Below are 24,564 nucleotides of genomic sequence, written 5' to 3' on the forward strand. Positions count from 1 at the left end.
TTGCCCCCACGGTCTGGATGGTCTGAGCATGCCATTCATGGTCGAAAGTCCGGGCTACACGCGCCATAGCAAGGTGTCTCCTTTCGCTTGGCGGGAAATCGCTGCATAGCAGCGAACCTTCATTCCGCACGGTTATACGAACGTATGATTCACCTGGCCTATCACGTGATCTCCACAACCGATCCCACATTTGTCACCGGAACGCCTCTACGTTACCTTCTATCCGGTACGAATCGACATGGATGGCTCGAACCTTCGAAAGGGTTTTCATCGAGGTTTGGACTGAAGTCCGGAGCGGAGAGACGATCATGGATTTGTTGAAGAGCATGCGGATTTTTGAGCGTGTGGCCGACGGCGCAAGCTATACGTTGGCGGCTCGGGAGCTGAACATGAGTACGGGTTCAGTCTCGCGGCTCATTTTCGACCTCGAGCAGCATCTTGCCACGCGACTCCTGCATCGCACGACGCGGCGGATTGCCTTGACGCCCGCGGGCAAGCGCTATCTGGCGCGTTGCCACTCGATTCTCGAAGCCCTGGACGAGGCAGAAGCTGAAGCCAAATCGATTCACATCAGTCCCACTGGCTGCCTTAGGGTTCACGCCTCCCAATCGCTTGCGCAACACTATCTGGTGCCCGCAGTGAGATCCTATCGGGAGCGGCATCCGTCCGTGCAGGTTGGGCTGACGCTATCGGACTCTCCGGTCAACCTTCTCGCCGGTGAATTCGACATGGCCGTCGTGGCGACCGAGGTGCTGCGCGACTCTTCGCTTATCGGTACGCGTCTTGGCAGTTCCTACAGCGTGATGTGCGCGTCTCCAAACTATCTCGACGTGCATCCGGTGATCAACAGGCTCGCGGACCTTTCGAACCATGGTGTCGTTTGTCTCGCCCCCTCCTGGTCGGACAACGTCGAATTGACGTCGCAAGGGTCAAACGGCTGCGAAACGGTTTCTGTTCAACCCGGGCTGTGCATCAGTTCGCAATCTTCGCTTGCCAATGCCCTCGAACTTGGGATGGGAGTGGGCTTACTGCCGCTGCATGCAGCCGTTGATGCGTTCCGCGATGGACGCCTCGTGCACATACTGCCTGCCTGCCAGTTTGAACACGTTGACATCTACGCACTCTTTGCGTCGAAGATGTTTCTCGACGCAAAGGTGAGAACGTGGGTTGAACATCTGAAAGGCAGTTTTGCTGAATCCAGCAAGAACGATCAACTGGTTCTCTACGACACGAGTGATCTGCAGGTGGCGTGAGCCTGCCGCAGACAGGCGGTCCGGCACGGCGATAGCGCCTACCGCGGCTTGCGCTTCATCGAGAGACTGCGTCTGGGATGGCCGTCTCGCCCCCTGCCAGAGACCCAGTTGTCGATGATCGCGTCGACGGTCAGTTTGACCATCATGCAGGTGTCGGACCAACGCTTCGTCGGAGTCGCGCGAGGCACGATCACCACACCGTAGATTGCTGCGATCAGGGTGTCCCCGGCAAGCCGATTGGGTAACGGCGGCTCCGGCAGCGCGTCGAATAACCCGTCAACGGCATGATAATAAACATTGAGCGCTCGCATGACGACGGGCGACTCGCCGAAGCGCATTTCGTCATCGTCTGCAATATTGGTTTTTTCCCGGCCATCGCAAACAGGAAGTCGAACTGCTCGGGACGACTGAGCCAATAGTCAACCGAGCGCAACGACACCTGGCGCACGCGCTCGATCGGATCGGTCACACACGACGCCACCTCCGCGAAGTATTCCGCCGCAGCCGTGAGATCGTCTTCGCGAACCGCGACGAACAGCGCCCGTTGATCATCGAAGTACTGGTAAATGGACGCTGGCGAATAGCCCGCCTCGGCCGCTATGCGGCGAAGCGAAACCTGGGACGCGTCTTCTTGCGCCAGCAGCCGGCGGCCGGCGTCGACAAATGCCTGCCTGACCTTCGCCTTCTTCGGGTGTCTTCGCGCGGCTCAGACTGCCGCTTCCAGGGGTACGTTTGCTCAAGCGACGGCCAGCGCGCAAAACATCATTGGCCTCGGGCAGCGTGCGAGCGAAATCGTCCGGTCCATTTGCAGCCTCGCGACTCCGTCTGCGCTGCAAGCGACACGACTGGAGCTAAACGACCTGGTTCATGACGGCCACGACGTATCGAACCACCGCGTCCCGCTGCGACTGCGCCTTGCTCGCGGACTGCCGCCCCTGCTTGGCGATCGCGTTCAGCTTCAGCAGGTCTTCATCAACCTCATCCTGAACGGTATTCAGGCCATGGCAGACATCGATGACAGGCCGCGCGAGCTCCTGATCGAATCGTGCGTGGAAACCGGCGGATTTCTGATCGTCAGCGTGCGCGACACCGGCATCGGAATCGCGCCGGAGCATGCCTATCGGTTGTTCGACGCTTTTTTCACGACGAAACGCGGTGGCAAGGGGATAGGTGTCGCGATGTGCCGTTCGATCATCGATGCACATGGCGGAATCATGTTGGCATTCAATAACGCCGGGCACGGTGCAACGTTTCAATGTCGATCGCCCGTGATTGAAGCAAGCGCCAACGCTGAGTGAATCGTGGTGGCTCGGCATGGCGCGCCGCCACGTTTTTCTAACCCGGAACGACTCCCAACATACACATGTATGATCCCACTACCCTTCTGGGGGGCTACGCGAGCCGTTGGTACGATTTTCTTGTTTTCGCAATTGCGACATGATGATATCCGCTCCGGGTGCTGAACGGCTCTCGTGGCGCCGGAGGTCAATTGCTATCACCTGCATTTGCACTCCTTATCACTTGTTTAAATTGAAACCGATCACACTCCAGATCTATCCAATCCGCCACTTGGCAGCCGCAAAGGACTGATACTCGGAATCGCAAACGAGTATTTGATCGCCGAAGACTGTGCACGGGCATTTCGCGAAGGAATGGAACCATGAATGCAAAGCCGCCGCTCACCGCGGGCAATCGTTGTCCGCAAGATCGCACGAGCCGGGTCCTGATCTGGGTTTTCATCGTGGTCACCGCGCTCTGCTGGGTGGGAATGATCCTGGCAACGCGCGCCACCTATCAGCAGGCAGCGCCACTGCCACAGCAGATGGTCGCGCCCAACCGCGCACCGGTGATGAGCTACGCCGACATCGTCGCGGGCAAGTCGGGATTTCAGCAAGCGGATCTGATGGATTTCGGCAGCCTGTATGGCATGGGGTCCTACTTTGGTGAAGATTTCACCGCCAAGTACCTCGTCGAGCTGGCGAAGGAGGTGCGGAACAATCTGGCGTTATCTCGCTACGGCAAGTCGTTTGACGCCGCGACGGCCGATCAGCAGGCAAGCGTCACGCGTACCATGCAGGCACAACTGCAGGGCATCGATCTGAGTCAGCAGCAGATTGTGCTTCCGGACAGCGTGGCTCAGGCGATTCAGGCGCTGCGACCACGCATCAGCGCAGCGCTGCTCAACGACAATTTTGCACAAGGCTATACAGGGGCACGTTCGCTCGACGCATCCACCGCCACGCAAACCGCGAGCTTCATCCTGTATTCGTCGCTCACGACCGTCGCCCGCCGGCCCGGCAAGGACTACTCATGGACCATCAACTGGCCGCCCGAGCCCCTGGTCGGTAACTCGCCCACCGCTGCCACGTTCCAGTGGACGTGGATTTCGTTCACGATGATATTCTTCGCGATCGGCGCGATCCTGATGATATTTCGCCTCTGGATCGAGCCCAAGGCCGGGACCGAAACCTTCGAACCGGTGCTGCGAGGCTTCAGGGAACCCACGCCCAGCCAGCGTGCGCTCTGGAAGTATTTCCTGGTGGTGGCCGGTGTCCTGCTGGTACAGATCCTCGCGGGTTCGATCATGGCGCACTACTACACCGATCGCACCAGCTTTTACGGCATCGAAGTGGACAAGTGGCTGCCGTTTGCCGCCTTGCGCAGCGTGCACCTGCAGGCGCCGATCGTGTGGATCGGCGTGAGCTGGATCGCCGGGGGCCTCTTCCTCGCGCCCTTGATCGGCAAGCGTGAACCTGCCGGGCAGCGTGCGTTGGTGAACCTCATTTTCTGGGTACTGGTAGTCATCGTGGCTGGGGCGCTGATCGGCGACTACCTCGGTGTGATGGGCGTCATCCGTGCACACTGGTTCTGGTTCGGTAACCAGGGACTGTCGTATCTCGAGCTGGGCCGCTTCTGGCAGGTCCTCTTCTTTGTTGGCCTCGCCGTCTGGTGTCTGGTATTGCTGCGTGCATTCTGGCCCACCCTCAAAGCCCTGTTCAGGCAAAGCGGCGGAACGCTCTACGGCCTGTTCCGCATCGAGCATCTTCTCTGGGCCGCCACGCTGAGCGTCACGGTGCTCTATGTATTCGGCATGATTCCGTTGGGCTCGCCCAACCCGTCGTTCTCGATCACCGATTTCTGGCGCTGGTGGGTCGTGCACCTCTGGGTCGAGCTTGCCTTCGAGTTGTTCGCAGCAGCGGTGACCGGCTACTTCCTCATGGCGCTGGAACTGGTGTCGCGGCAGATGGTTGAGCGCGCAGTGCTGTTCGAATGGATCCTCATTATGGTCGGCGGGGTGCTCGGCACTGGCCATCATATGTACTGGGCAGGCGAACCGAGCCTCTGGGTGAGTTTCGGCAGCATGTTCTCGTTCCTCGAGGTCTTGCCGCTGTTCCTGCTGGTGCTGGAAGCCATCGAGCAGCAGCGTCACATCCAGCACGAAACGGATTTCCCGTATCGACTTGCCTATCTCTACATTCTCGGCTCTGCATTCTGGAACTTCGTGGGCGCTGGGGTGTTCGGCGGCGGCACGCTCAATGCGCCGCTGGTCAACTATTACGAGCATGGCACCTTCCTCACGCTGAACCACGCGCATACGTCGATGTTCGGCGCGTTCGGGTTGCTCGCCATTGGTCTGATCTACATGGTCCTGCGCTATTTGAACGGCCAGCGCGCGTGGAGCGACCGCTGCGGCGTGTGGGCATTCTGGCTCTACAACGCCGGCCTCGTAATGTGGATCGCGATGAACTTCTACCCGGTTGGCTGGCCGCAACTGCTGGCGGTTTACACGCACGGCTATGCGTATGCGCGAAGCCTCGAGTTCTACAGCACCACCACCTTCTGGCAGTGGATGCGCATGCCGGGTGACATCGTGTTCGCCATGGGTGCCCTGTTGATGGCCTGGGACTTTATTGTCAAGATTCTCGCGCAGCGCGCAGCGGCCATTGCCGAGGCACCGTCTGTGACCGTCGCATCCGAGCAGTCGCTGTGAGCAGCCTCGACCTATTGGGTATCGCCCGGAGCGGATTGCAAAATCCGCTCATCTGCGCGTCGCTCGCCGCCTGTGTCCTATCACTGGCGGCCTGCACGAGCACTTCGGATGTCGCCGCTACCGACAAGCCGAATGTGTTTACCGTCACCGCCAGTACGCGGGGCGCTCGACTGTCGTGGGTCAGCGCATATCGAAAGGCCGTCAGCAGCGCCAGTGACTACTGCACCAAACGCGGCATGCAGGTCGGCACCCGGTTGGACTTCATACGCAGCGGGCGCGAACTTGAACAACAAGGAACGGAGTTGACCTTCGAGTGTCACCCGCCATTCTGACCGGCCGGCGGGAATGATTCACGGGGTACGATGTGTTCGGGGCAAGGCTATTTGTCACAAACGACCGCCGTCATGACGAGCGGCATGACTTCCCTTACCGTCGCCGGGGTACCCGTTTCGCGAATGCGTTCGCTGACCGCCTCTTTCCCTGCCATGACGACGACACCGTAGACGCGATGGGGCGTTTCACCTTCGCTGATTTTCTGGGTGAACATGTCGTCGTTCGGGGAAAAGCCGAAGACGGCCCGCACCGTGAATCCGAGTGCCGTCAAGTTCTGATTCGGCCTGAGCCGGTACGCGTTGACCGAGTTGGCCGACACTTTCATGGGTACAGGATCGATCTCCTTTTCATCGACCAGTTGCTCGATGAACGCGTGGGGACCGAGATGGCAATCGAGGCTGGCTCCGATCTCCTGTGCATAAATCGCATTCGAGACGAACGCTGCGCCGAGGGTGACGCATCGAGGCAAATGAGAGACTTTCACGAGCATCTTCTCCTTGAACAATCGGCTCGCCGGCTCGACCAGCAATAGAAGCTTAAGCGCAAAGCGGTCCGCAAATCAATTGCACAATGGTGTTAGCCGCTTATCCATGTCGATGGAAGGGGCGCGAGCGCCGGGCCGAACGAGTCGCGCATCCAGTCCGATCAAAAGCGGTATCCAACCCCCACGAACGTAATCCATGGATTCGCAGTGATTCGCGTCTTGTTCGTGAGCGCAGGCTGTCCATTGGCGGCATAGGCCGTCACTGTCGCATTCGTCTTGAGCGGCAAATAGGTGACCGATGCCGTGGCGTACCAGTTCTTGCTGAAATTGTACGAGGCGCCCGCATTGAACGCTGGATTCCAGGAGGGACTCAAGGAACTCTCGACATGGCTGCCCGGCCCGGCGAACTGCTGCAATGCGCCGCTAAAAGTCGAGTTGAGTTCGGTATGGGAATACCATGTGTAATTCACGCCGACGCCCGCGAACGGCCGGAATTTCGACTGCGCATCCCCAAGGTAATACTTCACGAAGAGGATCGGCGGCCATGATCGCGTGGTGGCGAGCGGCTGCAGGTTGCCCAGGTCGAGCCCCGGACCGCTCGGCCCGACCGGCGTCACCCTGCCCTGCGCATAGAGCTTGAGCTTGGGCGGTATGCCGCTCGCCAGATCGAGCGCGATGTGGTCCGTGACGAAATACGTCATCGAGAGTTCGGCGGTGAACGTATTGTGGATCTGCCCGCCCGTGCCCGGCGAAGTATAGGTGCCGAACGCCGTGGTGCTTGTCATGGGCGTCGCCGACGATTGCCCGAAGTCGAGCCACGCCCCGCCCACGCTGGTGATGAGGCTGCCCGCACTCTGGGCCATCGCGCTACTGCATATCGCCCCGGGTATCAGGGCGAGACATACGAATTTCTTCACTTTCATTTTGATATGGATTCCGAATTGACTTCAACGGAGGTTTCTGAAAATTTCGTTCAACTGCTTTACAGCTGTTCGATGACGACCGCGCCCGATGTGCCGGCCTTGATCGCCTCCAGCAACGCAGACGCTTTGGGCAGGATCTTTTCCGCGTAGAACCGTGCGGTGGCGAGCTTCGCTTGATAGAACTCCGGATCTTCCTGCGCCGCCAGCTTCTGCGACGCCACCACCGCCGCGCGCGCCATCTGCCAGCCACCGCACACGTAGCCCACGAGCATCAGATAATCCGCCGAACTGCCGAGTGCTTCGTCGGCGTCTTTGGCGAACGCGCCCAGCATCCAGGCGGTAGCGTCTTCGAGTGCGTGCACGGCCGCGGCAAAACGCGTGCCGATCGATACGACTTGCGCATCGGCGTTGCGCTCCAGTGCAGGCAGGATCTCGCGCATCTGTGCAATCAGCGCTGCCATCGCCATGCCTCGATCGGACGCCAGCTTGCGGCCGGCCAGGTCTGCCGCCTGAATGCCGGTCGTGCCTTCGTAGATGGTCGCGATCCGCGCGTCGCGCAGGAACTGGCAAGCGCCCGTTTCTTCGATGTAGCCCATGCCGCCATGCACCTGTACGCCCATCGACGCGATTTCGACACCGAGTTCGGTACACCAGCCCTTGAGCACCGGAATCAGCAGATCGATGCGAGCCTGGTGACGCGCGCGCTCGTCGCCGTCGGGATGCCGGTGCGCACGGTCCATGTCGCTTGCCATGACGTAGGCAAAGGCACGCATCGCTTCCACCTGCGCCTTCATCGTCATCAGCATGCGGCGCACGTCCGGGTGATGCACGATCGCAACCGCGTTGGGCGATTTGCCGCTCGCGAGGCGCCCTTGCACGCGCTCCTTCGCGTATTCGCGGGCCTGCTGCCAGGCCCGCTCCGCCATCGCGAGGCCCTGGATGCCCACCTTCTGACGCGCTTCGTTCATCATAGTGAACATGTGCGCCAGGCCCTGGTTCTGCTGGCCGATCAGGTAACCGATCGCGCCCTCGGTTTCGCCGAAACTCATCACGCAAGTCGGGCTCGCATGAATGCCGAGCTTGTGCTCGAGAGAGATGCAGCGCACGTCATTGCGCTCGCCAAGCGAGCCGTCGTCGTTCAGCAGGAACTTGGGTACGAGGAAAAGCGAGATGCCGCGCACGCCTTCGGGCGAGTCAGGCAGGCGCGCGAGCACGAGGTGGATCACGTTGTCCGTCATGTCGTGATCGCCCCACGTGATGAATATCTTCTGGCCGCGAATACGATAGCGCTCCCCATCGGGCTCGGCTTTCGTTCGGACGGCCGCGAGATCCGAGCCGGCTTGCGGCTCGGTCAGGTTCATCGTGCCGGTCCATTCTCCGCTCACGAGCTTCGGCAAATAGCGCTCCTTCAGCGGCTGCGAGCCGTGCAGGCGAATCGCTTCCGTTGCGCCGGCGGTCAGCATCGGGCACAGCGCGAATGCCATGTTCGATGAATTCCACATCTCGACCACGGCCGCGTGCATCAGCTCCGGCAAGCCCTGTCCGCCGAATTCCGGGTCGCCGGCGAGGCCGCACCAGCCGCCGGAAACGTATTGCGCATAGGCCTGCGGGAATCCCTCCGCCGAAGCCACGCCATGTTTCGTCAAGCGCGCACCCTGCGCGTCGCCGGGCTTGTTGAGCGGGTCGAGTACTTCGGTCGCAAACTTCGCCGCCTCGTCGAGCACGGCATCGGCGAGCTCCGGCGAGACGTCATCGAAACCGGGCAATGCCGCGATCGAGTCGAGGCCAGCCAGCTCGGTCATCACAAAGCGCATGTCGCGCAGAGGGGCAATATAGGTCGTCATGATGGGCTCCTTCGTCAGCCTTGCTGCAACGTGTCCAGTTCGCGCGAGAGTTCGGGCAGAACCTTGAAAAGGTCGCCGACGATCCAGTAATCGCAGACCTGGAAAATCGGCGCTTCCTCATCCTTGTTGATCGCGACGATCACCTTCGAGTCCTTCATGCCTGCCAGATGCTGGATCGCACCCGAAATACCCACCGCAACGTAGAGTTGCGGTGCGATCACCTTGCCGGTCTGCCCCACCTGATAGTCGTTGGGCACGAAGCCCGCATCCACCGCCGCGCGCGAAGCGCCCACCGCTGCGCCAAGCTTGCCGGCGATATCTTCAAGCAGTGCAAAGTTATCGCCGGAGGCCATCCCCTGTCCTCCGGAAACCACACGTCGCGCGGAGGTCAGCTCAGGGCGCTCGGAGCGCGTCAGTTGCTGGCTCACGAAACGGGCACGAGGCACTTCGGGTGCTGCCTCCAGCGGCTCGACGGCTGCGTCGCCGCCTTGCGCGCTCGCGGCGTCGAAGGCCGTCGTGCGCACGGTAATGATCTTGATGCGGTCGGCACTGCGCACGGTCGCGAGAATGTTGCCCGCGTAGATGGGGCGCACGAACGTATCGGCGGATTCCACGGCGATGATGTCCGAGATTTGTGCGACATCGAGCAGTGCGGCCACGCGGGGCGTCACGTTCTTTGCGGTCGTGGTGGCCGGCGCCAGCACGTGGCTATATTCAGGAGCGATGCTCACGACGAGCGCCGCAAGATTTTCGGCCATCGCATGGCCATAATGGGCGGCATCGGCGATGCGCACGCGGGTCACACCGGCAACGCGCGCCGCCTGTTCGGCCACGTTCGCGCATTGCGATCCGGCCACGAGCACATGGATGTCGTCTGAGAGACGCGCGGCGGCGGTCACGGCGTTCAGGGTCGCTGCCTTGAGCACCTGATTGTCGTGCTCTGCAATTACGAGGACTGTCATTTCTGTTTCCTTTTCCTTGGCGTATCAGATCACTTGGGCCACGTTGCGCAGCTTCGCCACGAGTTCCGCGGCGTCGGCCACGCGCACACCGGGTTCGCGCTTCGGCGGCTCGGCTACCTTCAGTGTTTCCAGTCGCGGCGCGACGTCCACGCCCAGCGCGTCGGGCTTGACCACGTCGAGCGGCTTCTTCTTCGCCTTCATGATGTTGGGCAGGCTCGCGTAGCGCGGCGTGTTCAGACGGAGATCGGCCGTAATGACCGCGGGCAGATCGACCTCGATCGTCTCCAGGCCGCCGTCGATCTCACGCGTCACGACAGCCTTGCCGTCGCCGATCTCCACCTTCGAGGCGAACGTCGCCTGCGGCCAGTCAAGCAGCGCAGCCAGCATCTGGCCGACCTGGTTCGCGTCGTCGTCAATGGCCTGCTTGCCCAGCATCACCAGCTGCGGCTGCTCCTTGTCCACCAGCGCCTTCAGAATCCTGGCGACGGCGAGCGGCTGCAGCTCCACATCGGTTTCGACGAGGATGCCGCGGTCGGCGCCCGTCGCCATCGCCGTACGCAGCGTTTCCTGGCAGCCCTGCACGCCGCAGGACACGGCGACCACTTCCGTCGCGGCGCCGGCATCTTTCAGGCGAACGGCCTCCTCCACGCTGATCTCGTCGAAGGGGTTCATCGAGAACTTCACGTTTGCGACATCCGCACCGCTGCCGTCGGCTTTCACGCGCACTCTCACGTTTGCATCGACGACGCGCTTGACTGGTACAAGTACTTTCATTGCCTGCTCCGCTCCTTTAGATCATCCAAATGGTCCGAAAACGAACTGTTCTCCGTGCTTCCCAAGCTGGGCCTTGTGCGCTGCAACGTAATTCGTCGCGCTCAACCGCACCAGCTTCGTAGCGGTTGGGCTATCATTTTTCCGTCCGCTTCATTAGATGCCATGGTCTCTCAGGCTGACGCGGTGCAATATCCCCCATACAGGGGTGATCCATCGAAAAAAAAGGGGACGCAGCCGGGGCGAACCCGCAGACACGGAGCAGCCCATGCACGTGAGCGAAGCGTCAGGAGCGGTGACTGGAGGGGCGTTCACGGCCAGACCTCCCCTTTTGCTCGCGACGAAAATCTATCCGCCCCGGCTTCCCGCGGGCCTGATTGACCGTCCGCGCCTTGTCTGTCTCGCCGGCGAGGCCGAGAACAAACGTCTCACCGTCATCAAGGCCCCAGCGGGCTTCGGCAAGACCTCGCTCGCGCTGACCTGGCTCGAACGCTTGCGCAGGGACGGCGTACTGGTGGCGTGGCTGTCGCTCGACAGCGAAGACGACGAGCCCGCGCGCTTCCTCTATCACCTCGCGCAGGCCCTGCAGCAGGCGTGCGACGGCGTCGGCGCGTCGGCCATCGGGCTCACGACAGCGGCGTCGCTCGTGCCCGCGCAGTCGATCGTGTCGACGCTCATCAACGAGCTCGTCGAGGTCGACGACGAAGTCTGCATCTTCCTCGACGACTTCCATCTGATCAGCCTTCCGGCCGTCCACGACGCGGTGTCGTTTCTGGTCGAAAACGCGCCTTCGCATGTGCACGTGGTGATCTGCACGCGCACCGACCCGCCACTGCCGCTCGGCCGCCTGCGAGCCGGCAACAGCCTGCTGGAGCTCGACGCCTCCACGTTGCGCTTCGACTTCGACGAAACGCGCAGCTTTGTCGAGCACGAGTGCCCGGGCAAGCTGCATGCATCCAGCATCAAATTGCTCTTTACCCGCACCGAGGGATGGGCCGCCGCATTGCGCATTTCCGCGTCGGTGCTGGCGCGCGCCGCACACAAGCCGGATGCGGAGGTCGCGCCGGCCTCGGGGGCGTCGCGCCCCTTCGCGGCCTATCTGGAGGACATGGTCAAGCGCCTGCCTGGCGGCATGGTCGAATTCATGCTGCGCACCTCGATACTCGAGCGGCTGAGCGCGCCGCTGTGCGAGGCGGTCACCGGCGTCAGGACGAGCCAGGCCATGCTGGAGTCGATCGCCGCGCGCCAGTTGCTGCTCGAACCGCTCGATCTCGACGGCACCTGGTTTCGCTTCCATCATCTAATGGGCGAATACCTGCACCGGCGCCTGCAAACGCAGCACCGCGACGAGGTCGCCGACCTGCATCGCCGCGCATGCCAGTGGTACGCCCAGGAGGCCCAATGGACCGACGCGGTCAGGCATGCCATCGCTGCGGGAGATGTGGAAGAGGCGGTCTCGCTGATAGGGCGCTGCGCAATGGCGCTGGTCACGAAAGGCGACCTGCTCACGCTGCTCGGCTGGCAGCGGCAGTTCCCGGCGCACCTGATGCGCTCGCAGACCAAGGTCACGCTCGCCATCGCCTGGGGAATGGCGCTTGCCATGCGCTTCGACGAAGCGCTCGCCATGCTCGATACGATCGAGAAAGACGCCGCGTCGAGTACCGATCCCGCTTCAGTTCGTTGGGAATGCCAGGCGATCCGCTCTGTCGTGGCCGCCCTTCAGGACGACGCGCACGCCTGCCTCGCGCTTGCCGAAGACTGCCTCAAGCGGCCATCGACCGACGTCTGGACCACCAACGTGGCTTCCAACGTCGTGCGCTTCGCACACTGGAAAATGGGCAACCTGGAAGCACTCTACGCGGTGCAGTGGGTTCCATATTCGATCGAGGAAGACTCGCGCAACGTGTTCGCGTCGGTCTACCGGCTCACGCTGCTGGGTCACGTGGAGATGCAGCAACTGCACTTCCCGCTGGCTGAGCGGTATTTTCAGGAAGCCATGCGGCTCGCGGAGCGGCACGCCGGTCCGAAGTCCATCGCCGTCGCGCAAGTCGCGCCGATGATCGCGCAACTGCGCTACGAGCAAGGACGGCTGGACGAAGCCGAAGCGCTGGTGAGCGACCTGATGCCCGTTATCGACGCCGCCGTGTTGCTCGACAGCGCGCTGATGGCCTACCGGCTGCTCATCCGTACCGCAGGGGCGCGTTCTGACACCGCACAGGCCTATGCATTGATCGACCGGGCGCAGGCATTGGCCTACGCGCGCAAATGGGACCGCCTGAGCGCCGGCGCCCTCGTCGAACGCACGCGGCTCAATCTCGCCGAAGGCCGCATCGTGGAAGCCGCGGCCAGCGTTGCGCAGCTCGACCGGCTCGCGGATTCGGCGAGCGCCGCAGCAACGTCCGCTGCGGCGGAGATCGCCACCTACCGCGGGCTCGCGCGCGCATATCTCGCGATGGCGCAGGGCCGCGCGCAGGACGCCGCCGACACCTTGACCGCCACGCTGCAAACCATCGAGTGCCGGCACGGCTTCTATCTCGCGCTGCGCCTGCGCACGGTGCTCGCGCTCGTCTGGATGGCGGCAAACGAAAGCGCGCGGGCCGTCGAGACCTTTCGCGAAGTCTTGAAGGCCGCGGCGCCCGCGGAGCTCTACCAATCCATCGTCGATCAGGGGCCGCAGATCGTGCCGTTGCTACAGGCGGTGCGCGAAGCGCTGCGTGGCGAGGCGCAATCGAAGCCGCTGCTGGCGTACGTCGATCGTTTGCTGGACGGTAGCCGCGCGCTGTATCTGCCCGGCGACACCCGCGCACGCAACGCGGAGCGCGAGCCGCTCAGCGCACGCGAGCGCGACATCATCGGGCTGATCGCGCACGGCCAGTCCAACAAGGAGGTCGCACGCACGCTCGGCATCGCGCCGGAGACCGTCAAGTCACACGTGAAGAGCATTTTCGTGAAGCTCGCGGTGGACAAGCGCGCGCAGGCGGTGGCGCGAGCGCAATCGTTGGGGTTGGTCGGAAGTGTCTGAATCGTGCGGCGCGTCACGTCACAATGACGAGCGCGAGCCCATGCAGCAACACGCCGACCATTCCGCCCACCAGCGTGCCGTTGATCCGCACGTATTGCAGATCGCGGCCTATCTCCGCCTCGATCTTGCCGCTGACTTCCTGCGCGTTCCAGCCCTTCACGACGTCGGTGATCAGCGCAGAGAGCTGGTGGCGATAGCGCACTACCAGATCGCGCGCCAGCTCCAGCCACCACGCGTTGAGCTTGTGCTGGATCGCGCGCTCCTCGCTCACGCTCTTGCCAAGCGTTGCGAGTACACCGGCCAGCGTGCTACGCACAATGGAATCCTCACGTTCGACATCGGCGATTACGCGCTCACGCGCGTGGCCCAGCACGCGCTGCGCATAGGCTTCGTTTCTGAAATGGCGGATACAGTCGCGCATCAATGACCGGCCAAAGCGCCGATAGACGGGTGAACTCCGCAACTGGACGATCAGGTCCTGCACCGCTTCGTCGAACTGGTGTCGAAGCTCGTGCTCCGGGCTCGCCGCTACCTCGTGCAGCAGCGCGACGATGCCCTCGACGAACTTCCTCACGATATACGCGTCAAGCGGCGCGGGCGTGTATCTCGACGCCTCGCTGAACTTCGCCTTGATCAGGTCCACGTTGGCCGCGAGCCATTGCTCGAGCCCTGCCAGCCCCCGGTCCAGCAGTGGCTGATGATGATTGCCTTCGGTCAGGACCTTGAGAATCTCGCCGACGGCGCGAGAAACGTCGAGCGAGCGCAATTGCGGTGTGGCCACGCGCTCGAAGAATTGCTCGACGTGCGTGTCGTCGATGCCGTTCAGCAGACGCGGCAGCGAATCGGCCACCACGTCGCCGATGGCCCGGCTATGCGCCGGCTCGGCGAGCCATACGGCCAGCGAGCGCGCGGCGTTATGGCCGCTCAGCCGGCCAATGATGAGTTCGGGCGCGAGAAAATTGGCCTCGACGAACTTGCCGAGGCTCTCCGCAATGCGCTGCTGGTTTTGCGCAATGATCGCGCTATGCGGAACCGGCAGGCCGAACGGCCGCCGGAACAGCGCGACCACCGCATACCAGTCCGCGATGGCGCCCACTGTACCGGCTTCCGCGAATGCCCTAAGCCACGGAAGCCCGGCAAGCCACGGATATCTGGCCTTCAGGAAAACGCATGCGAGCAGCACCGCGAACACGACAGCGAGCAGACCTGTCGCGGTGCGCTGCATGCGTTTGAGACGCAGCGCCTTGTGCGCCGCCAGTGCCTGGTCAGCCGCATTCAGCGGGGTTTCGCCGCCATCGGTCCCTGCGCTGACTTCGTCGCTAATTGCGTCGTTCACGCCAGTTCCTCACGCAGGAAACGGCGCACCACAGGCGCGACTTCCTTCGCACGCGCGATCAGGAACAGATGACCGTCGTCGATCACGTACAGCGTCGAGTTGCGGATGCGGGCCGCCAGTATCTTCGCGTTGGTCAGCGGCACGATGGGGTCGTCGTTGCCGTGCATCACGAGCGTGGGCTGACGCAGCGCACCGAGCCACGGCAGGCTGGTCCAGCCGGACGCGGCCAGCAGCTGATAGAGGTAGCCGCGGCCGCGCGGCGGATGGATATGCCGGCTATGCTCCTCCAGCAACCTGGGATCGCGCCGGTAAGCACCTCCATAAATCTCGGCGCCCACCTGCTTCATATAGCTGCGGTCGGTGTAGCGGCGCGGTCCGATCATCTTCGCGAGCACCGAGAGCCGCGCCGGCACCATGATGACGCCCGGCGACGTCGCCGCGAGAATGAGCCTGCGGCAACGCGTGGGGTAGAGGCGCGCGAACTGCTGCGCGAGCGCCCCGCCCCACGAGACCCCGAGCACATCGACCGGACCGTCGTAGCCGAGCCGCGTCAGGAGCTTGTCCGCGAGCACGGAAAGCGTCGAGAAGCGGTACGGCACGAGCGGCACGGGCGACCCGCCGACACCGGGCACGTCGAAGATGACGACGCCCACGTCCCCCAGCGCTTCGACGAACGGCTCCACCAGCTCGAGATTCGCGCCGATGCCGTTGAAGAGGAGCAGCGGCGGGGAAGCGTCGCTGCCGTGACGGACGCCCACGCGCAGGACCTGACCGTCAATGTCGACGGTCTGGATCTGCATGCTGGCCGGGCCACCGCTCGAATCGGGACTGCAAGCCTCTGCTCTCATCTACTCGACCTCTTGCACGGGTGTCTCGCTGCGGGACGCGTCATTGAAAACATCGGCGTTTTGCATCGCCGTACCCTCTTACTTCTTCGGCTGCAGGAGCGCCTTCAGCTCCTCGACGTGCTCGGCCACACGCTTCGTCACGACCGCGATGCTGTCCGACTGCGCACGGTAAGCCGTATCCGCGAGTTCCTGCATGTCGACGAGCGCCTTATGCAGCGCCTGTTGCACGACTTCGCCGGCATTCGCACCCGGCGCCGCGCCTTGCGCGCCCAGCTTCGCCACGAGCGACTGCAGCTCGGTCATAGTCGTGCGCAGGATCTCGGCCTGCTTCAGACCAAGCGACTGCACGCCCGCGAGCGCCGCGCTGTTGGCCTGGGCCAGCGCCTCGATGTCCTTGCGGCGCGATTCGAGAATAGCGGCCACATCGACACCCGGCAGCTTGAACTGGCCGAGAACCTTCGTGTATTCGGCGAAAAGATGAGTCGGATTGGTAGATTCCACGATCAAAGCTCCATTAGTACTACGTTGAAAAAACAATGCACAGCGTAAGAACGACGGGTCGTATATCAGGCCTCGGTCACGTACGTTCCCGGTGCGTCGGCGAGCGCAGCGTGACGCTCGTTGCCGAGCGATGCCGGCGCGCTGCGGCGCTCGCCCGAGCGGCTGGCCAGCCACTCGCGCCAGTTGCCCCACCACGAGTCCTTTTCGGGCGTGGCGCTTGCGAGCCACGCATCCGCATCCGCAGGCAATTCCGGGTTCATGAAGTACTTCGCCTTCGGATTGCCCGGCGGGTTGATCAGGCTCTGGATATGACCGCTCGAGCTGAGCACGAAGCGCGTCTTGCCGCCGAACGTCCGCGCCGTGTTGTAAACACCCTTCCACGGTGTGATGTGATCCGTCATGCCCGCCACCACGTAGGTGTCGCACGTGACCTCGGAGAGATCGATCGGCGTATCGAGCACCGTGAGCGCGTGTCGCTTGCTGAACAGGTTACCCATGAAAATGTCGAGCAGCTGGCCATGAAAGCGCGCGGGCAAGCGGGTCGTATCGTTGTTCCAGTAGAGGATGTCGAACGCGGGCGGCGCCTTGCCCAGCAGGTAATTGTTGACCCAGTAATTCCACACCAGATCGTTGGGCCGCATCCACGCGAACACGCGCCCCATCTCCTCGCCCGCGAGCACGCCGCGCGCAAGGCTGTTCTGCTTGGCCGCCGCGATCGCTTCGGGCGTGCAGAAGAGGCCGAGCTGCGAATCGGCGGTGCTGTCCAGCACGGCGACCATCAGCGTGGTGGCGTTGACCGTCTTGTCGCCGCGGTTCGCGAGGTGCCCGAGCAGTGCCGAAATCGTCATCGCGCCGGAGCATGCGCCGTGCAGGTTCACATCGTCGCTGCCTGTGATGTCGCGCACCGCCTCGATGGCCTCCAGCAGCGCCGAGACGTACGTATCCATGTCCCAGTGGCTCTGGGCTGCCGTGGGATTGCGCCAGCTCACCGCGAACACCTGGAACTCGTTCTTCACGAGGTAGTCGACCATGCTCTTGCCTTCAGAGAGGTCGAACACGTAGAACTTGTTGATCTGCGGCGGCACGATCAATTGCGGACGGCCATAGACCTCCTCCGTGGTCGGCTTGTACTGAATCAGCTCCAGCACTTCGTTGCGAAACACCACCGCGCCCGGCGAAGTGCCGAGGTTCTTGCCCACCTCGAAGGCGCTCTTGTCCACCTGAGCGGGCATGCCCTGATTCTTCAGCATGTCGAACATGGCGTTCTTCAGCCCGCCAATCAGGCTCGCGCCGCCCGAATCGACGACCTTCTTGAGCGCCGCCGGGTTGCCGAGCAGCGTGTTCGTGGGCGAAAGCGCATCGGTGAAGAGCGACATCACGAATTGCGCGCGTTCCTTGCTCTTCGGGTCCAGTGCAGAGCGGTCGACAAAACCGCTCAGGGCGTCGCGCCATACCAGATAGCCCTGCAGCGCCATGCGATACCACGTGTTGTCCTGCCACGCAGGGTCGGCGAAACGCTTGTCGCCTGCGGGCGGCGTGCTTTTCGCATTGCCGCCCAGCACGGCCAGCAGATTACGCACGAGCGCCGCTTCCTGTTCGACCAGCAGCGCGGGCTGCCGCACGGCCTGCGCGCCGATCTGCTGCGCCGTGGCCAGGATATCGCACGGCCGCAGCCCGACGAATGGATTGGGGCCGAGCATGCCTTCCGTTGCCGACGCCGAGATATCGTCGATCTGTTCGTTCTGCGAATTGTCTTTCGGGGTTGCCGCCATTTTCCTGCTCCTTATCCGATGCATTGCGCGTCCTTGAACGCCCGAATTACGCCACGAGCATCGCGAGGGTCTCGGCGACCAGCGCGGGCTTGTCTTCGCCTTCGATCTGCAGTTCGTTCATCGTCTTGACGATGATGCGGCCGCCGCCCTTCTTCTCCACCGACACCAGGCTCACGCGGTTGCGCACCCGGGCGCCCGCCTTCACCGGCGTCATGAAGCGCACCTTGTCCAGCCCATAGTTCAGGCCCGCCGTCGCGTCTTCCGGAATCAGGCCGATCTCCATGGCGAGCGCGGCCAGCAGCGAAAGCGTCAGATAACCGTGCGCGATCGTGCCGCCAAACGGGCTCTCGCGTCTGGCGCGCTCGACGTCCACGTGAATCCATTGCCGGTCGCCCGTGCAGTGTGCGAATGCGTCGATGCGTGCCTGATCGACGACGACCCAATCCGATACGCCGAACTCGTGGCCCACGAATTCGTCGATCGTGGCGATGCTGTATCCCTTGATGCTCATGGTGAGTATTCCTCTTTTTACCTTGTCAATGACCGATCAGGCGAACTGCTCGCGCAGCCACTTCTTGTCGATCTTCCCGACGCTCGTCTTCTTCAGTGCATCGACGAACTTGACGATCTGCGGCACGGCGTACTTCGAGATCCGGCCCGACGTGGCGAAGGTCATGACGTGCTGCTTGATGTCGTTCTCGCTCGCTTTGGCGCCCGGCTTGAGCACGACGAGCGCCACGGGACGCTCGCCCCACTTCTCGTCCTTGATGCCGATGACCGCCACTTCGGCCGCGGCTGCATGCAGCGAAATCAGGCTTTCGATCTCGAGCGAGGACACCCACTCGCCGCCCGACTTGATCACGTCCTTGATGCGGTCGGTAATCTGCAGATTGCCGGTCGGGTCGATATTGGCGATGTCCTGCGTATGCAGATAGCCGCCCGCCCAGAGCTGCTCCGAGGCCTCGGGATTCTTCAAGTAGCCCTGCGTGAGCCAGGGGGTGCGCACGACGATCTCGCCACTGGCCCTGCCGTCGCGCGGGAGGTCGTTCATCTCCTCATCGACGATGCGCAGATCGACGAGCGGAACCGGGAAGCCCGTCTTGCAGCGCAGACGCACCTGCTCGTCGAGATCGACCGCCTCGCTGCCCATCGGCAGTTGTGCGAGGCTCAGCACGGGGCCCGTCTCCGACATGCCGTAGCCGGCGAAGATGTCGATGCCGCGCTCGAGCGCACTGCGCGCGAGACCCTGCGGCAAGGCTCCGCCGCCAATCACGATCTTCCACTTGCTCAAGTCGACCGACCCGGACTCGGCGTTGTTGAGCAGCATGTGCAAAATCGTGCTCACGCAGTGCGAGAACGTGACGCCTTCGTCGCGCACCAGGTGCAACAGGCGGTCCGGCATGTAGCGGCCCGGATAAACCTGCTTCACGCCCATGACCGTCGCGATATAGGGCATGCCCCACGCGTGCACATGGAACATCGGCGTGAGCGGCATGTACACGTCGCCGCGATGGAAGCGCTGACCGGACACGGGACTCGCCAGCGCCGCCATCAGCGTGAGCGTATGCAGCACGAGTTGACGGTGCGAAAAGTAGACGCCTTTCGGCAGGCCGGTCGTGCCCGTCGTGTAGAACGTCGTGGCGCGGGTGTTCTCGTCGAAGTCGGGAAAGTCATAGTGCGCTTCGCTCTGCGCCAGCATCGCTTCGTATTCCGCCAGGAAGTCGATCGAATGCGCGGCGGCCACACTGTCCGGCTCGTCGATATAGACGAAGGTGTGCACGTTCTCGAGCTTGTCCTTGATCGATTCGACGACCGGCAGAAAGTCGGTGTGCACGAGCAGCACCTCGGCGCCGGCATGGTCGATCGTGTACGCGATTTCATCGGGCGAAAGACGCACATTGACCGTCTGCAGCACGGCGCCCATCATCGGCACGGCGAAGTAGCACTCCAGATAGCGATGGCTGTCCCAGTCCATTACAGCGACCGTGGTGCCATGCTGCACGCCGAGCCCCTTCAGGCCGCTGGCGAGGCGCGCGATGCGCTCGCGCAGAGTCGAATAGGTCATGCGCAGTTGCCCGCGGTAGACGATCTCCTGGTCCGGCGCCTGAACGCATGGGGTATGCAGCAGTTGCTTGATCAACAGCGGATAGGTATGGGCCGAAGGCGCCGCTTTCTGCACGTCGTCCTGCATCAATCTCTCCTTGAGTCTGAAGGTGGATGGCGGGCTGGCACCGATTTGTCGTACTACTTGGTGGACAGTGACATCCCGAATGACGTCATCTTCGGCTCAGACAAGGGGGCGGAACATCCCCTGAACGGGGGAGCGAGGGGGTGAGGCGAGGAAAGAAAGAGGCGGACGAGGGCAGCCCATGGGGGACGCGCGCGCAGACGTGCCGCTGTGCGTGGCGGCACCCGCGAGGATTTCAACGGGATTCAGGGATTCGGAAGACGTTCTCAGTCGAGTGGGCACTTCCGCCTGCCCGACTCTGCTCGCTGGACGGTCAATTGTCGTGTCGGCGAACGCAGTTATCGTACTGGAGTGTGCCGATCACTCTGGAGATGAGGTCGAGTAGCTACTTTTTAATTTAATTTGTAATGCGAATCTTGGCAAACCAACTCATAAGAATAAAACCTCGTTTGACGGTGCAATCATCGGACCGTTCATTTCCTAGATGTTCCGCAGCGGCTTATTCGTAAACAACGTTGAGTCAAAACTCGCTGAGCCCTTGCTTTCGGGCGTGAATCTCTTCCATTTGAAGTTCAATCAAGGTCGATCTCGTGCCGATGGCCTGAGAGGAATGAAGTCTCGCGCGTGCCAGTTGATAGCCGCTCGTGGTGGCAGTTGTGCGAGATCAAAAGCACGCCACCCCGATCTGTATGACGTCGCTCTGGCTTGATGTTAGGACTTACGTCTTCATTGAATAAGTCACGGCGATCTCTTCCAACCGATGGGACAACTGTGTGAGCCACTCGCGTCGCTCCCTGTCATAGGTGTGGCGATTGTATATACCGACGATTCCAGGCTGAACATGGCCGAGGACCGCCTCGGCAATATCATTGGGGCATCCGAGCGTTGCAAGCAGGGTCCGAGTTGTGCGTCGAAGATCGTGAGCTGACCAATGCGAGACGGGCAAACGCGGGCGTTCATGCTTCGGAGCGATCTTGCAATATGGCTGATGGTAGTAGACACCGTGTTGGACCACCACGGTCTGATTCATCGGCGTCCCGCGCGACGAAGCAAACAGAAAAGTTCCCTTGACCTGATCGAGGCGACGTCGCACAACGACCTCGGCGCGGCCTATGAGTGGCACGCGCAGATCCGTTGCCTTCTCGTTATGGAGCACTTTGGTCTTTTGCTTCGGAATCGTCCACCAGAGACCGTCGGCTTCCTCCGCAATCTCGGTGCTCTCCATAGCGACGATCTCACCACCTCTTGTGCCTGTCCAGAGGTAGAGCGTCAAAGCATCGGCAACAGTCAAACTGAAGTTCGGCAACCACCGGATCAATGTGCCAAGTTCGTGTACCGACAGCACTCTTTTCTGGGTACCTGTGTATTTGCCCTCGATCTTGCGCCCTTTGCTCTTCAATCGTCCTCTTAGAACTTCCTTCCACCAATTAGCGGTGTTTTCAGGAAGACGACCAGCATCCAGCGCGTAATGCCAGGCGCTACCAAGTTCCATGCGAAGTCGCGCCGCCAGCGCAGGTGTGGCTCGATATGATTCCAGGAAATCAAAAGCCTGAGCGCGTCTGACGCTCGCCGCGGGCATACCAGCGATAGGTCCCAACATCGCCTTGAATATACGCGCGACCTCGACCGCCCCCCTTTGCCTTCCCATTTACCTCTACATGCCCGCGCAGATAGTCTCGGCACAGTTGTTCGACGGTGTAATCGCCTGGGGATGGACGAACAGTCTCTTTCTCCCGTTTTCGACGCATCGCTGAAAGTTCAGCGCCAGAATCTCGCTCGGCGCGGTTCGCTTCCCACGCAGCGATCGCTGCGGCAAATGACATCGCCGGCCACGCACCGAGTTTCACCTGTCGCATGCGACCGTCGACCGGCGACTTATAGCGATATGTCCATGACTTGCGGCTCGTCAAAGCGTGGAGGCGTAGTCCAGGAAATCCCTCAAAGGTCAGGTGCTCGCCGCTTGGCAGCTTGGCCGCGGCGCGGGCATCAAAACGCATTCTTCCCTCGGCGTAGGTTTTCCAAGAAAAGGATACGCGGCGTAGGTTTTCCAAACAATGCTGGAAAACCTACGCTGATGCGGCAAGTTTAGGCAAGTGCAAATAATCGCAGAGACATCGACCGGGGTGCGGAATTCCGCTCGATTCTCGTTTTAATTCAGCCACTTATGTACTTCGACGGAACTCTTCGGACTCACCTGGAAAGGTCCGCAATTTACTCTACTCGTTCTCGTCGAAGTAATGCCCGAACTTCAGCTGCTTCGTGCGGATATAGCGCTCGTTTTCCTCGCGCATCGGAATCGCGAGCGCGACACGCTCGCACACCGGAATGCCGTGCTTCGACAGCGTGTCGAACTTCTCGGGATTGTTGCTCATCAGCCGCACCGACGTGACCTTCAGCGTGCGCAGGATGCCCGCGGCCGAATCGTATTCGCGTGAATCGTCGGGCAGGCCGAGATCGAGGTTGGCTTCGACGGTATCGCGCCCCTGCTCCTGCAACGCATACGCGCGGATCTTGTTCGACAGGCCGATGCCGCGTCCTTCGTGGCCGCGCAGATACAGCAGCACGCCGCAACCCTCAGCCGCGATATAGCGCAGCGCGAGGTCTAACTGCTCGCCGCAGTCGCAGCGATAGGAGCCGAGCACGTCGCCCGTCAGACATTCCGAATGCAGGCGCGTCAGCACGGACGACTGGTTGGCGACATCGCCCATTACGAGCGCGAGATGTTCGGCGCCGCTGTCGAGCACGCGAAACACATAGGAAGTGAACGTGCCATAGCGCGTGGGTAGCGTGGCGGTGGCGTCTAGAACGACGCATTCGCCGGTGACGGCGCCGTCCGCTGCGGGCGATGAATCCTGAGACGTGAGCATGGCGTTAAGCAATGGTGCAGGCATGAACCCGGCGAGCCGGGGATAAGGTGTGGACTGCGAGTTTACCGCTAATCCGCCTGCCGCACCCGGATGCCCCTTCGCGAGCACGGAACGCAGCCCCCCGCGACAACGGCTGGCGCCCCACGACGGGACCGGCAAGTCCGTGCGAATCTGGCCGATCCAGCGCGCATCGTCCGGCGTGCCAGAGGTATTCCCGGTGTACCGCGGGCGAACCTCGCGCCTATACTGGAATCGCCTGTCCCTCACGACAGCGCGCCACTTCGGCGTGCTGCATTGCGAAACGGAGCCGCTCCATGTCAAGCGTTGCACAGCTTCTCAGAACGAAACCGAACCCCTCCAACGTCTACACGATTGGCGCCGACGACTCCGTCTATGAGGCGATCCGGTTGATGGCCGAGAAGGGTATCGGCGCGCTGGTGGTGACCGACGGCGACAGCATCGCCGGCATCATCACGGAGCGCGACTATGCTCGCAAGGTGGTGCTGATGGACCGGTCGTCGAAGGCGACGCCGGTACGCGACATCATGACGAAGGCGGTGCGCTTCGTTCGCCCCGACCAGACGACCGAAGAGTGCATGGCGCTGATGACCGAGCGGCGCATGCGTCACCTGCCTGTCATCGAGAACGACCGGCTGATCGGCATGGTGTCGATTGGGGACCTCGTGAAGGACATTATCGCGGAACAGCAGTTCACCATCCAGCAACTCGAGTTCTATATTCACGGCGAACGACTCCACGGCGAATGACGCTGAAGCACGAGCTTCGCCGAGCGATCGCCTGGCCGTTCATCCGCTCGGGACCGGGAGCAAAAAAAGCCCAAGCCTCGAAGAGCTTGGGCCAAGCTACCTTGCGGCAGCGGAGGTTCCTTCGGAAAGAGGAACGCAACGCGCGCACGGACGGCACGCTCGCGGCTCATGGGTACGGCGCGCTCGATTGAAAACAGTACCTGGTACGAAACGCTGTGCGCCCGCGAAAGCGGCGCACAGCGTGGTGCTGCGTGCGTGGTTACCGGTTAGGGAAATTAGTTGCCGAAATACACGCTCTTCGGGCCGCTCGTCGGCTGCGGCTGCGTCACGCGACCCGCTTGCGTCGCTCCGCTCATCGGCGCGCCGTAACCGCTGGTATTAGCGGTCGGCTGAGTTTGCGCGACGGCCGGATTTTGCGCTTGCACGCGCTGTTCGGCGGCCTGGACGTCGGCCGGATATTCCGCGTCGTTCGACGTCGACGGGTTATAGCCCGCGCGCTCCAGTTGGATCAGTTCGTTGCGAACCTCGGCGCGGGTGACCGGCTGCTGGCTCGATTGCGCGAACGATACGATCGGCGCGGCAGCAACGGCTGCAATGGCAACTGCCTTGATCAGCGATTTCATGATGACTTCCCTCCAATGTGTTTTATCTGCATCGCCGACACCGTGGTGTGCAGCGAACAAGTTCAGTCTAGTCACCGCA

20 protein-coding genes and 1 pseudogene are annotated in these 24,564 nt (G+C 62.1%); 6 read left to right on the plus strand and 15 right to left on the minus strand.

Annotated features, from left to right (window positions below; translation table 11 throughout):
- Window positions 1–308: 308 nt before the first annotated feature.
- Complete coding sequence (locus tag AB3X96_RS23295) at window positions 309–1,253, plus strand: LysR family transcriptional regulator (protein ID WP_368591577.1); 945 nt, start codon at window positions 309–311, stop codon at window positions 1,251–1,253.
- A gap of 38 nt (window positions 1,254–1,291) precedes the next feature.
- Here AB3X96_RS23295 and AB3X96_RS23300 read toward each other — a convergent pair whose 3' ends face one another.
- Window positions 1,292–1,591, minus strand: coding sequence for a hypothetical protein (locus AB3X96_RS23300; protein WP_368591578.1), 300 nt, complete (start codon window positions 1,589–1,591; stop codon window positions 1,292–1,294).
- Window positions 1,592–1,852: 261 nt separating this feature from the next.
- On the opposite strand from AB3X96_RS23300, the gene AB3X96_RS23305 reads away from it, so the two are divergent.
- The 3 genes from AB3X96_RS23305 (at window position 1,853) to AB3X96_RS23315 (ending at window position 5,576) form a co-directional block, all read left to right on the plus strand.
- The gene (locus tag AB3X96_RS23305; protein WP_368591579.1) at window positions 1,853–2,551 is read left to right on the plus strand and encodes a sensor histidine kinase; all 699 of its coding nucleotides are present in this window, start codon (window positions 1,853–1,855) and stop codon (window positions 2,549–2,551) included.
- A gap of 362 nt (window positions 2,552–2,913) precedes the next feature.
- Entirely contained in the window at window positions 2,914–5,244 is a 2,331-nt protein-coding gene (locus AB3X96_RS23310; RefSeq protein WP_368591580.1) for a nitric-oxide reductase large subunit, read from the plus strand.
- A complete protein-coding gene (locus AB3X96_RS23315; RefSeq protein ID WP_368591581.1) occupies window positions 5,241–5,576 on the plus strand; it encodes a hypothetical protein in 336 nt (111 codons plus the stop codon). Before AB3X96_RS23310 ends, AB3X96_RS23315 begins: the two co-directional genes overlap by 4 nt.
- 47 nt (window positions 5,577–5,623) lie before the next feature.
- Here the strand turns inward: AB3X96_RS23315 and AB3X96_RS23320 are convergent, their stop codons facing one another.
- From AB3X96_RS23320 to AB3X96_RS23340, 5 genes are all read right to left on the minus strand, one after another.
- Window positions 5,624–6,061 carry a hypothetical protein gene (locus AB3X96_RS23320; protein WP_368591582.1) on the minus strand — a complete coding sequence of 146 codons (438 nt, stop codon included), beginning with the start codon at window positions 6,059–6,061 and terminating at the stop codon, window positions 5,624–5,626.
- A 161-nt stretch (window positions 6,062–6,222) separates the two neighbouring features.
- Window positions 6,223–6,924, minus strand: a complete 702-nt coding sequence (locus AB3X96_RS23325) for an OmpW family protein (protein ID WP_368591583.1) — start codon at window positions 6,922–6,924, stop codon at window positions 6,223–6,225.
- Between the two features lie 119 nt (window positions 6,925–7,043).
- A complete protein-coding gene (locus AB3X96_RS23330; protein ID WP_368591584.1) occupies window positions 7,044–8,828 on the minus strand; it encodes an acyl-CoA dehydrogenase C-terminal domain-containing protein in 1,785 nt (594 codons plus the stop codon).
- A gap of 14 nt (window positions 8,829–8,842) precedes the next feature.
- Window positions 8,843–9,790, minus strand: coding sequence for an electron transfer flavoprotein subunit alpha/FixB family protein (locus AB3X96_RS23335; protein WP_368591585.1), 948 nt, complete (start codon window positions 9,788–9,790; stop codon window positions 8,843–8,845).
- Between the two features lie 24 nt (window positions 9,791–9,814).
- Complete coding sequence (locus AB3X96_RS23340; protein WP_368591586.1) at window positions 9,815–10,564, minus strand: electron transfer flavoprotein subunit beta/FixA family protein; 750 nt, start codon at window positions 10,562–10,564, stop codon at window positions 9,815–9,817.
- Window positions 10,565–10,829: 265 nt separating this feature from the next.
- On the opposite strand from AB3X96_RS23340, the gene AB3X96_RS23345 reads away from it, so the two are divergent.
- Entirely contained in the window at window positions 10,830–13,583 is a 2,754-nt protein-coding gene (locus AB3X96_RS23345) for a LuxR C-terminal-related transcriptional regulator (RefSeq protein WP_368591587.1), read from the plus strand.
- Between the two features lie 13 nt (window positions 13,584–13,596).
- Here AB3X96_RS23345 and AB3X96_RS23350 read toward each other — a convergent pair whose 3' ends face one another.
- The 8 genes and pseudogenes from AB3X96_RS23350 to ribA all read right to left on the minus strand — a co-directional run bounded on the left by AB3X96_RS23350 (window position 13,597) and on the right by ribA (window position 23,095).
- On the minus strand, window positions 13,597–14,919 hold the full coding sequence (locus tag AB3X96_RS23350) for a DUF445 domain-containing protein (protein WP_368591588.1): 1,323 nt from the start codon (window positions 14,917–14,919) through the stop codon (window positions 13,597–13,599).
- A complete protein-coding gene (phaZ, locus tag AB3X96_RS23355) occupies window positions 14,916–15,767 on the minus strand; it encodes a poly(3-hydroxyalkanoate) depolymerase (RefSeq protein ID WP_368591589.1) in 852 nt (283 codons plus the stop codon). The genes AB3X96_RS23350 and phaZ overlap by 4 nt, the downstream gene beginning before the upstream one ends.
- 78 nt (window positions 15,768–15,845) lie before the next feature.
- Window positions 15,846–16,268, minus strand: coding sequence for a TIGR01841 family phasin (phaP, locus tag AB3X96_RS23360; protein ID WP_176365821.1), 423 nt, complete (start codon window positions 16,266–16,268; stop codon window positions 15,846–15,848).
- A 65-nt stretch (window positions 16,269–16,333) separates the two neighbouring features.
- Complete coding sequence (locus AB3X96_RS23365; protein ID WP_368591590.1) at window positions 16,334–18,040, minus strand: alpha/beta fold hydrolase; 1,707 nt, start codon at window positions 18,038–18,040, stop codon at window positions 16,334–16,336.
- A gap of 46 nt (window positions 18,041–18,086) precedes the next feature.
- Complete coding sequence (locus tag AB3X96_RS23370; RefSeq protein WP_368591591.1) at window positions 18,087–18,551, minus strand: MaoC family dehydratase; 465 nt, start codon at window positions 18,549–18,551, stop codon at window positions 18,087–18,089.
- A 36-nt stretch (window positions 18,552–18,587) separates the two neighbouring features.
- Window positions 18,588–20,231: a fatty acid--CoA ligase gene (locus AB3X96_RS23375; protein WP_368591592.1), complete on the minus strand. Its 1,644-nt coding sequence runs from the start codon at window positions 20,229–20,231 to the stop codon at window positions 18,588–18,590.
- Window positions 20,232–20,946: 715 nt separating this feature from the next.
- Window positions 20,947–22,225, minus strand: a pseudogene (locus AB3X96_RS23380) (tyrosine-type recombinase/integrase).
- A gap of 219 nt (window positions 22,226–22,444) precedes the next feature.
- Window positions 22,445–23,095 (minus strand): GTP cyclohydrolase II, encoded by a 651-nt coding sequence (gene ribA, locus AB3X96_RS23385; protein ID WP_027193807.1) that lies wholly within the window; start codon window positions 23,093–23,095, stop codon window positions 22,445–22,447.
- A gap of 314 nt (window positions 23,096–23,409) precedes the next feature.
- Between ribA and AB3X96_RS23390 the strand changes: the two genes are divergently transcribed.
- Complete coding sequence (locus AB3X96_RS23390) at window positions 23,410–23,862, plus strand: CBS domain-containing protein (protein ID WP_176105776.1); 453 nt, start codon at window positions 23,410–23,412, stop codon at window positions 23,860–23,862.
- Window positions 23,863–24,137: 275 nt separating this feature from the next.
- Here the strand turns inward: AB3X96_RS23390 and AB3X96_RS23395 are convergent, their stop codons facing one another.
- Window positions 24,138–24,485 carry a DUF4148 domain-containing protein gene (locus AB3X96_RS23395; protein WP_368591593.1) on the minus strand — a complete coding sequence of 116 codons (348 nt, stop codon included), beginning with the start codon at window positions 24,483–24,485 and terminating at the stop codon, window positions 24,138–24,140.
- Between the last annotated feature and the right edge of the window lie 79 nt (window positions 24,486–24,564).

This window comes from Paraburkholderia sp. BR13439, from assembly GCF_040948805.1.
GTDB lineage: Bacteria > Pseudomonadota > Gammaproteobacteria > Burkholderiales > Burkholderiaceae > Paraburkholderia > Paraburkholderia youngii.

Bases quoted from the DNA above. Each gene is read 5' to 3' on its own strand.
- AB3X96_RS23340 (WP_368591586.1), bottom strand. From the start codon at position 10,564: ATGAAAGTACTTGTACCAGTCAAGCGCGTCGTCGATGCAAACGTGAGA.
- AB3X96_RS23295 (WP_368591577.1), top strand. From the start codon at position 309: ATGGATTTGTTGAAGAGCATGCGGATTTTTGAGCGTGTGGCCGACGGC.
- AB3X96_RS23310 (WP_368591580.1), top strand. From the start codon at position 2,914: ATGAATGCAAAGCCGCCGCTCACCGCGGGCAATCGTTGTCCGCAAGAT.
- AB3X96_RS23370 (WP_368591591.1), bottom strand. From the start codon at position 18,551: ATGAGCATCAAGGGATACAGCATCGCCACGATCGACGAATTCGTGGGC.
- AB3X96_RS23365 (WP_368591590.1), bottom strand. From the start codon at position 18,040: ATGGCGGCAACCCCGAAAGACAATTCGCAGAACGAACAGATCGACGAT.
- AB3X96_RS23330 (WP_368591584.1), bottom strand. From the start codon at position 8,828: ATGACGACCTATATTGCCCCTCTGCGCGACATGCGCTTTGTGATGACC.
- AB3X96_RS23305 (WP_368591579.1), top strand. From the start codon at position 1,853: ATGCGGCGAAGCGAAACCTGGGACGCGTCTTCTTGCGCCAGCAGCCGG.
- phaZ (WP_368591589.1), bottom strand. From the start codon at position 15,767: ATGAGAGCAGAGGCTTGCAGTCCCGATTCGAGCGGTGGCCCGGCCAGC.
- AB3X96_RS23390 (WP_176105776.1), top strand. From the start codon at position 23,410: ATGTCAAGCGTTGCACAGCTTCTCAGAACGAAACCGAACCCCTCCAAC.
- ribA (WP_027193807.1), bottom strand. From the start codon at position 23,095: ATGCTCACGTCTCAGGATTCATCGCCCGCAGCGGACGGCGCCGTCACC.
- AB3X96_RS23375 (WP_368591592.1), bottom strand. From the start codon at position 20,231: ATGCAGGACGACGTGCAGAAAGCGGCGCCTTCGGCCCATACCTATCCG.
- AB3X96_RS23395 (WP_368591593.1), bottom strand. From the start codon at position 24,485: ATGAAATCGCTGATCAAGGCAGTTGCCATTGCAGCCGTTGCTGCCGCG.
- AB3X96_RS23345 (WP_368591587.1), top strand. From the start codon at position 10,830: ATGCACGTGAGCGAAGCGTCAGGAGCGGTGACTGGAGGGGCGTTCACG.
- AB3X96_RS23335 (WP_368591585.1), bottom strand. From the start codon at position 9,790: ATGACAGTCCTCGTAATTGCAGAGCACGACAATCAGGTGCTCAAGGCA.
- AB3X96_RS23300 (WP_368591578.1), bottom strand. From the start codon at position 1,591: ATGCGCTTCGGCGAGTCGCCCGTCGTCATGCGAGCGCTCAATGTTTAT.
- AB3X96_RS23325 (WP_368591583.1), bottom strand. From the start codon at position 6,924: ATGGCCCAGAGTGCGGGCAGCCTCATCACCAGCGTGGGCGGGGCGTGG.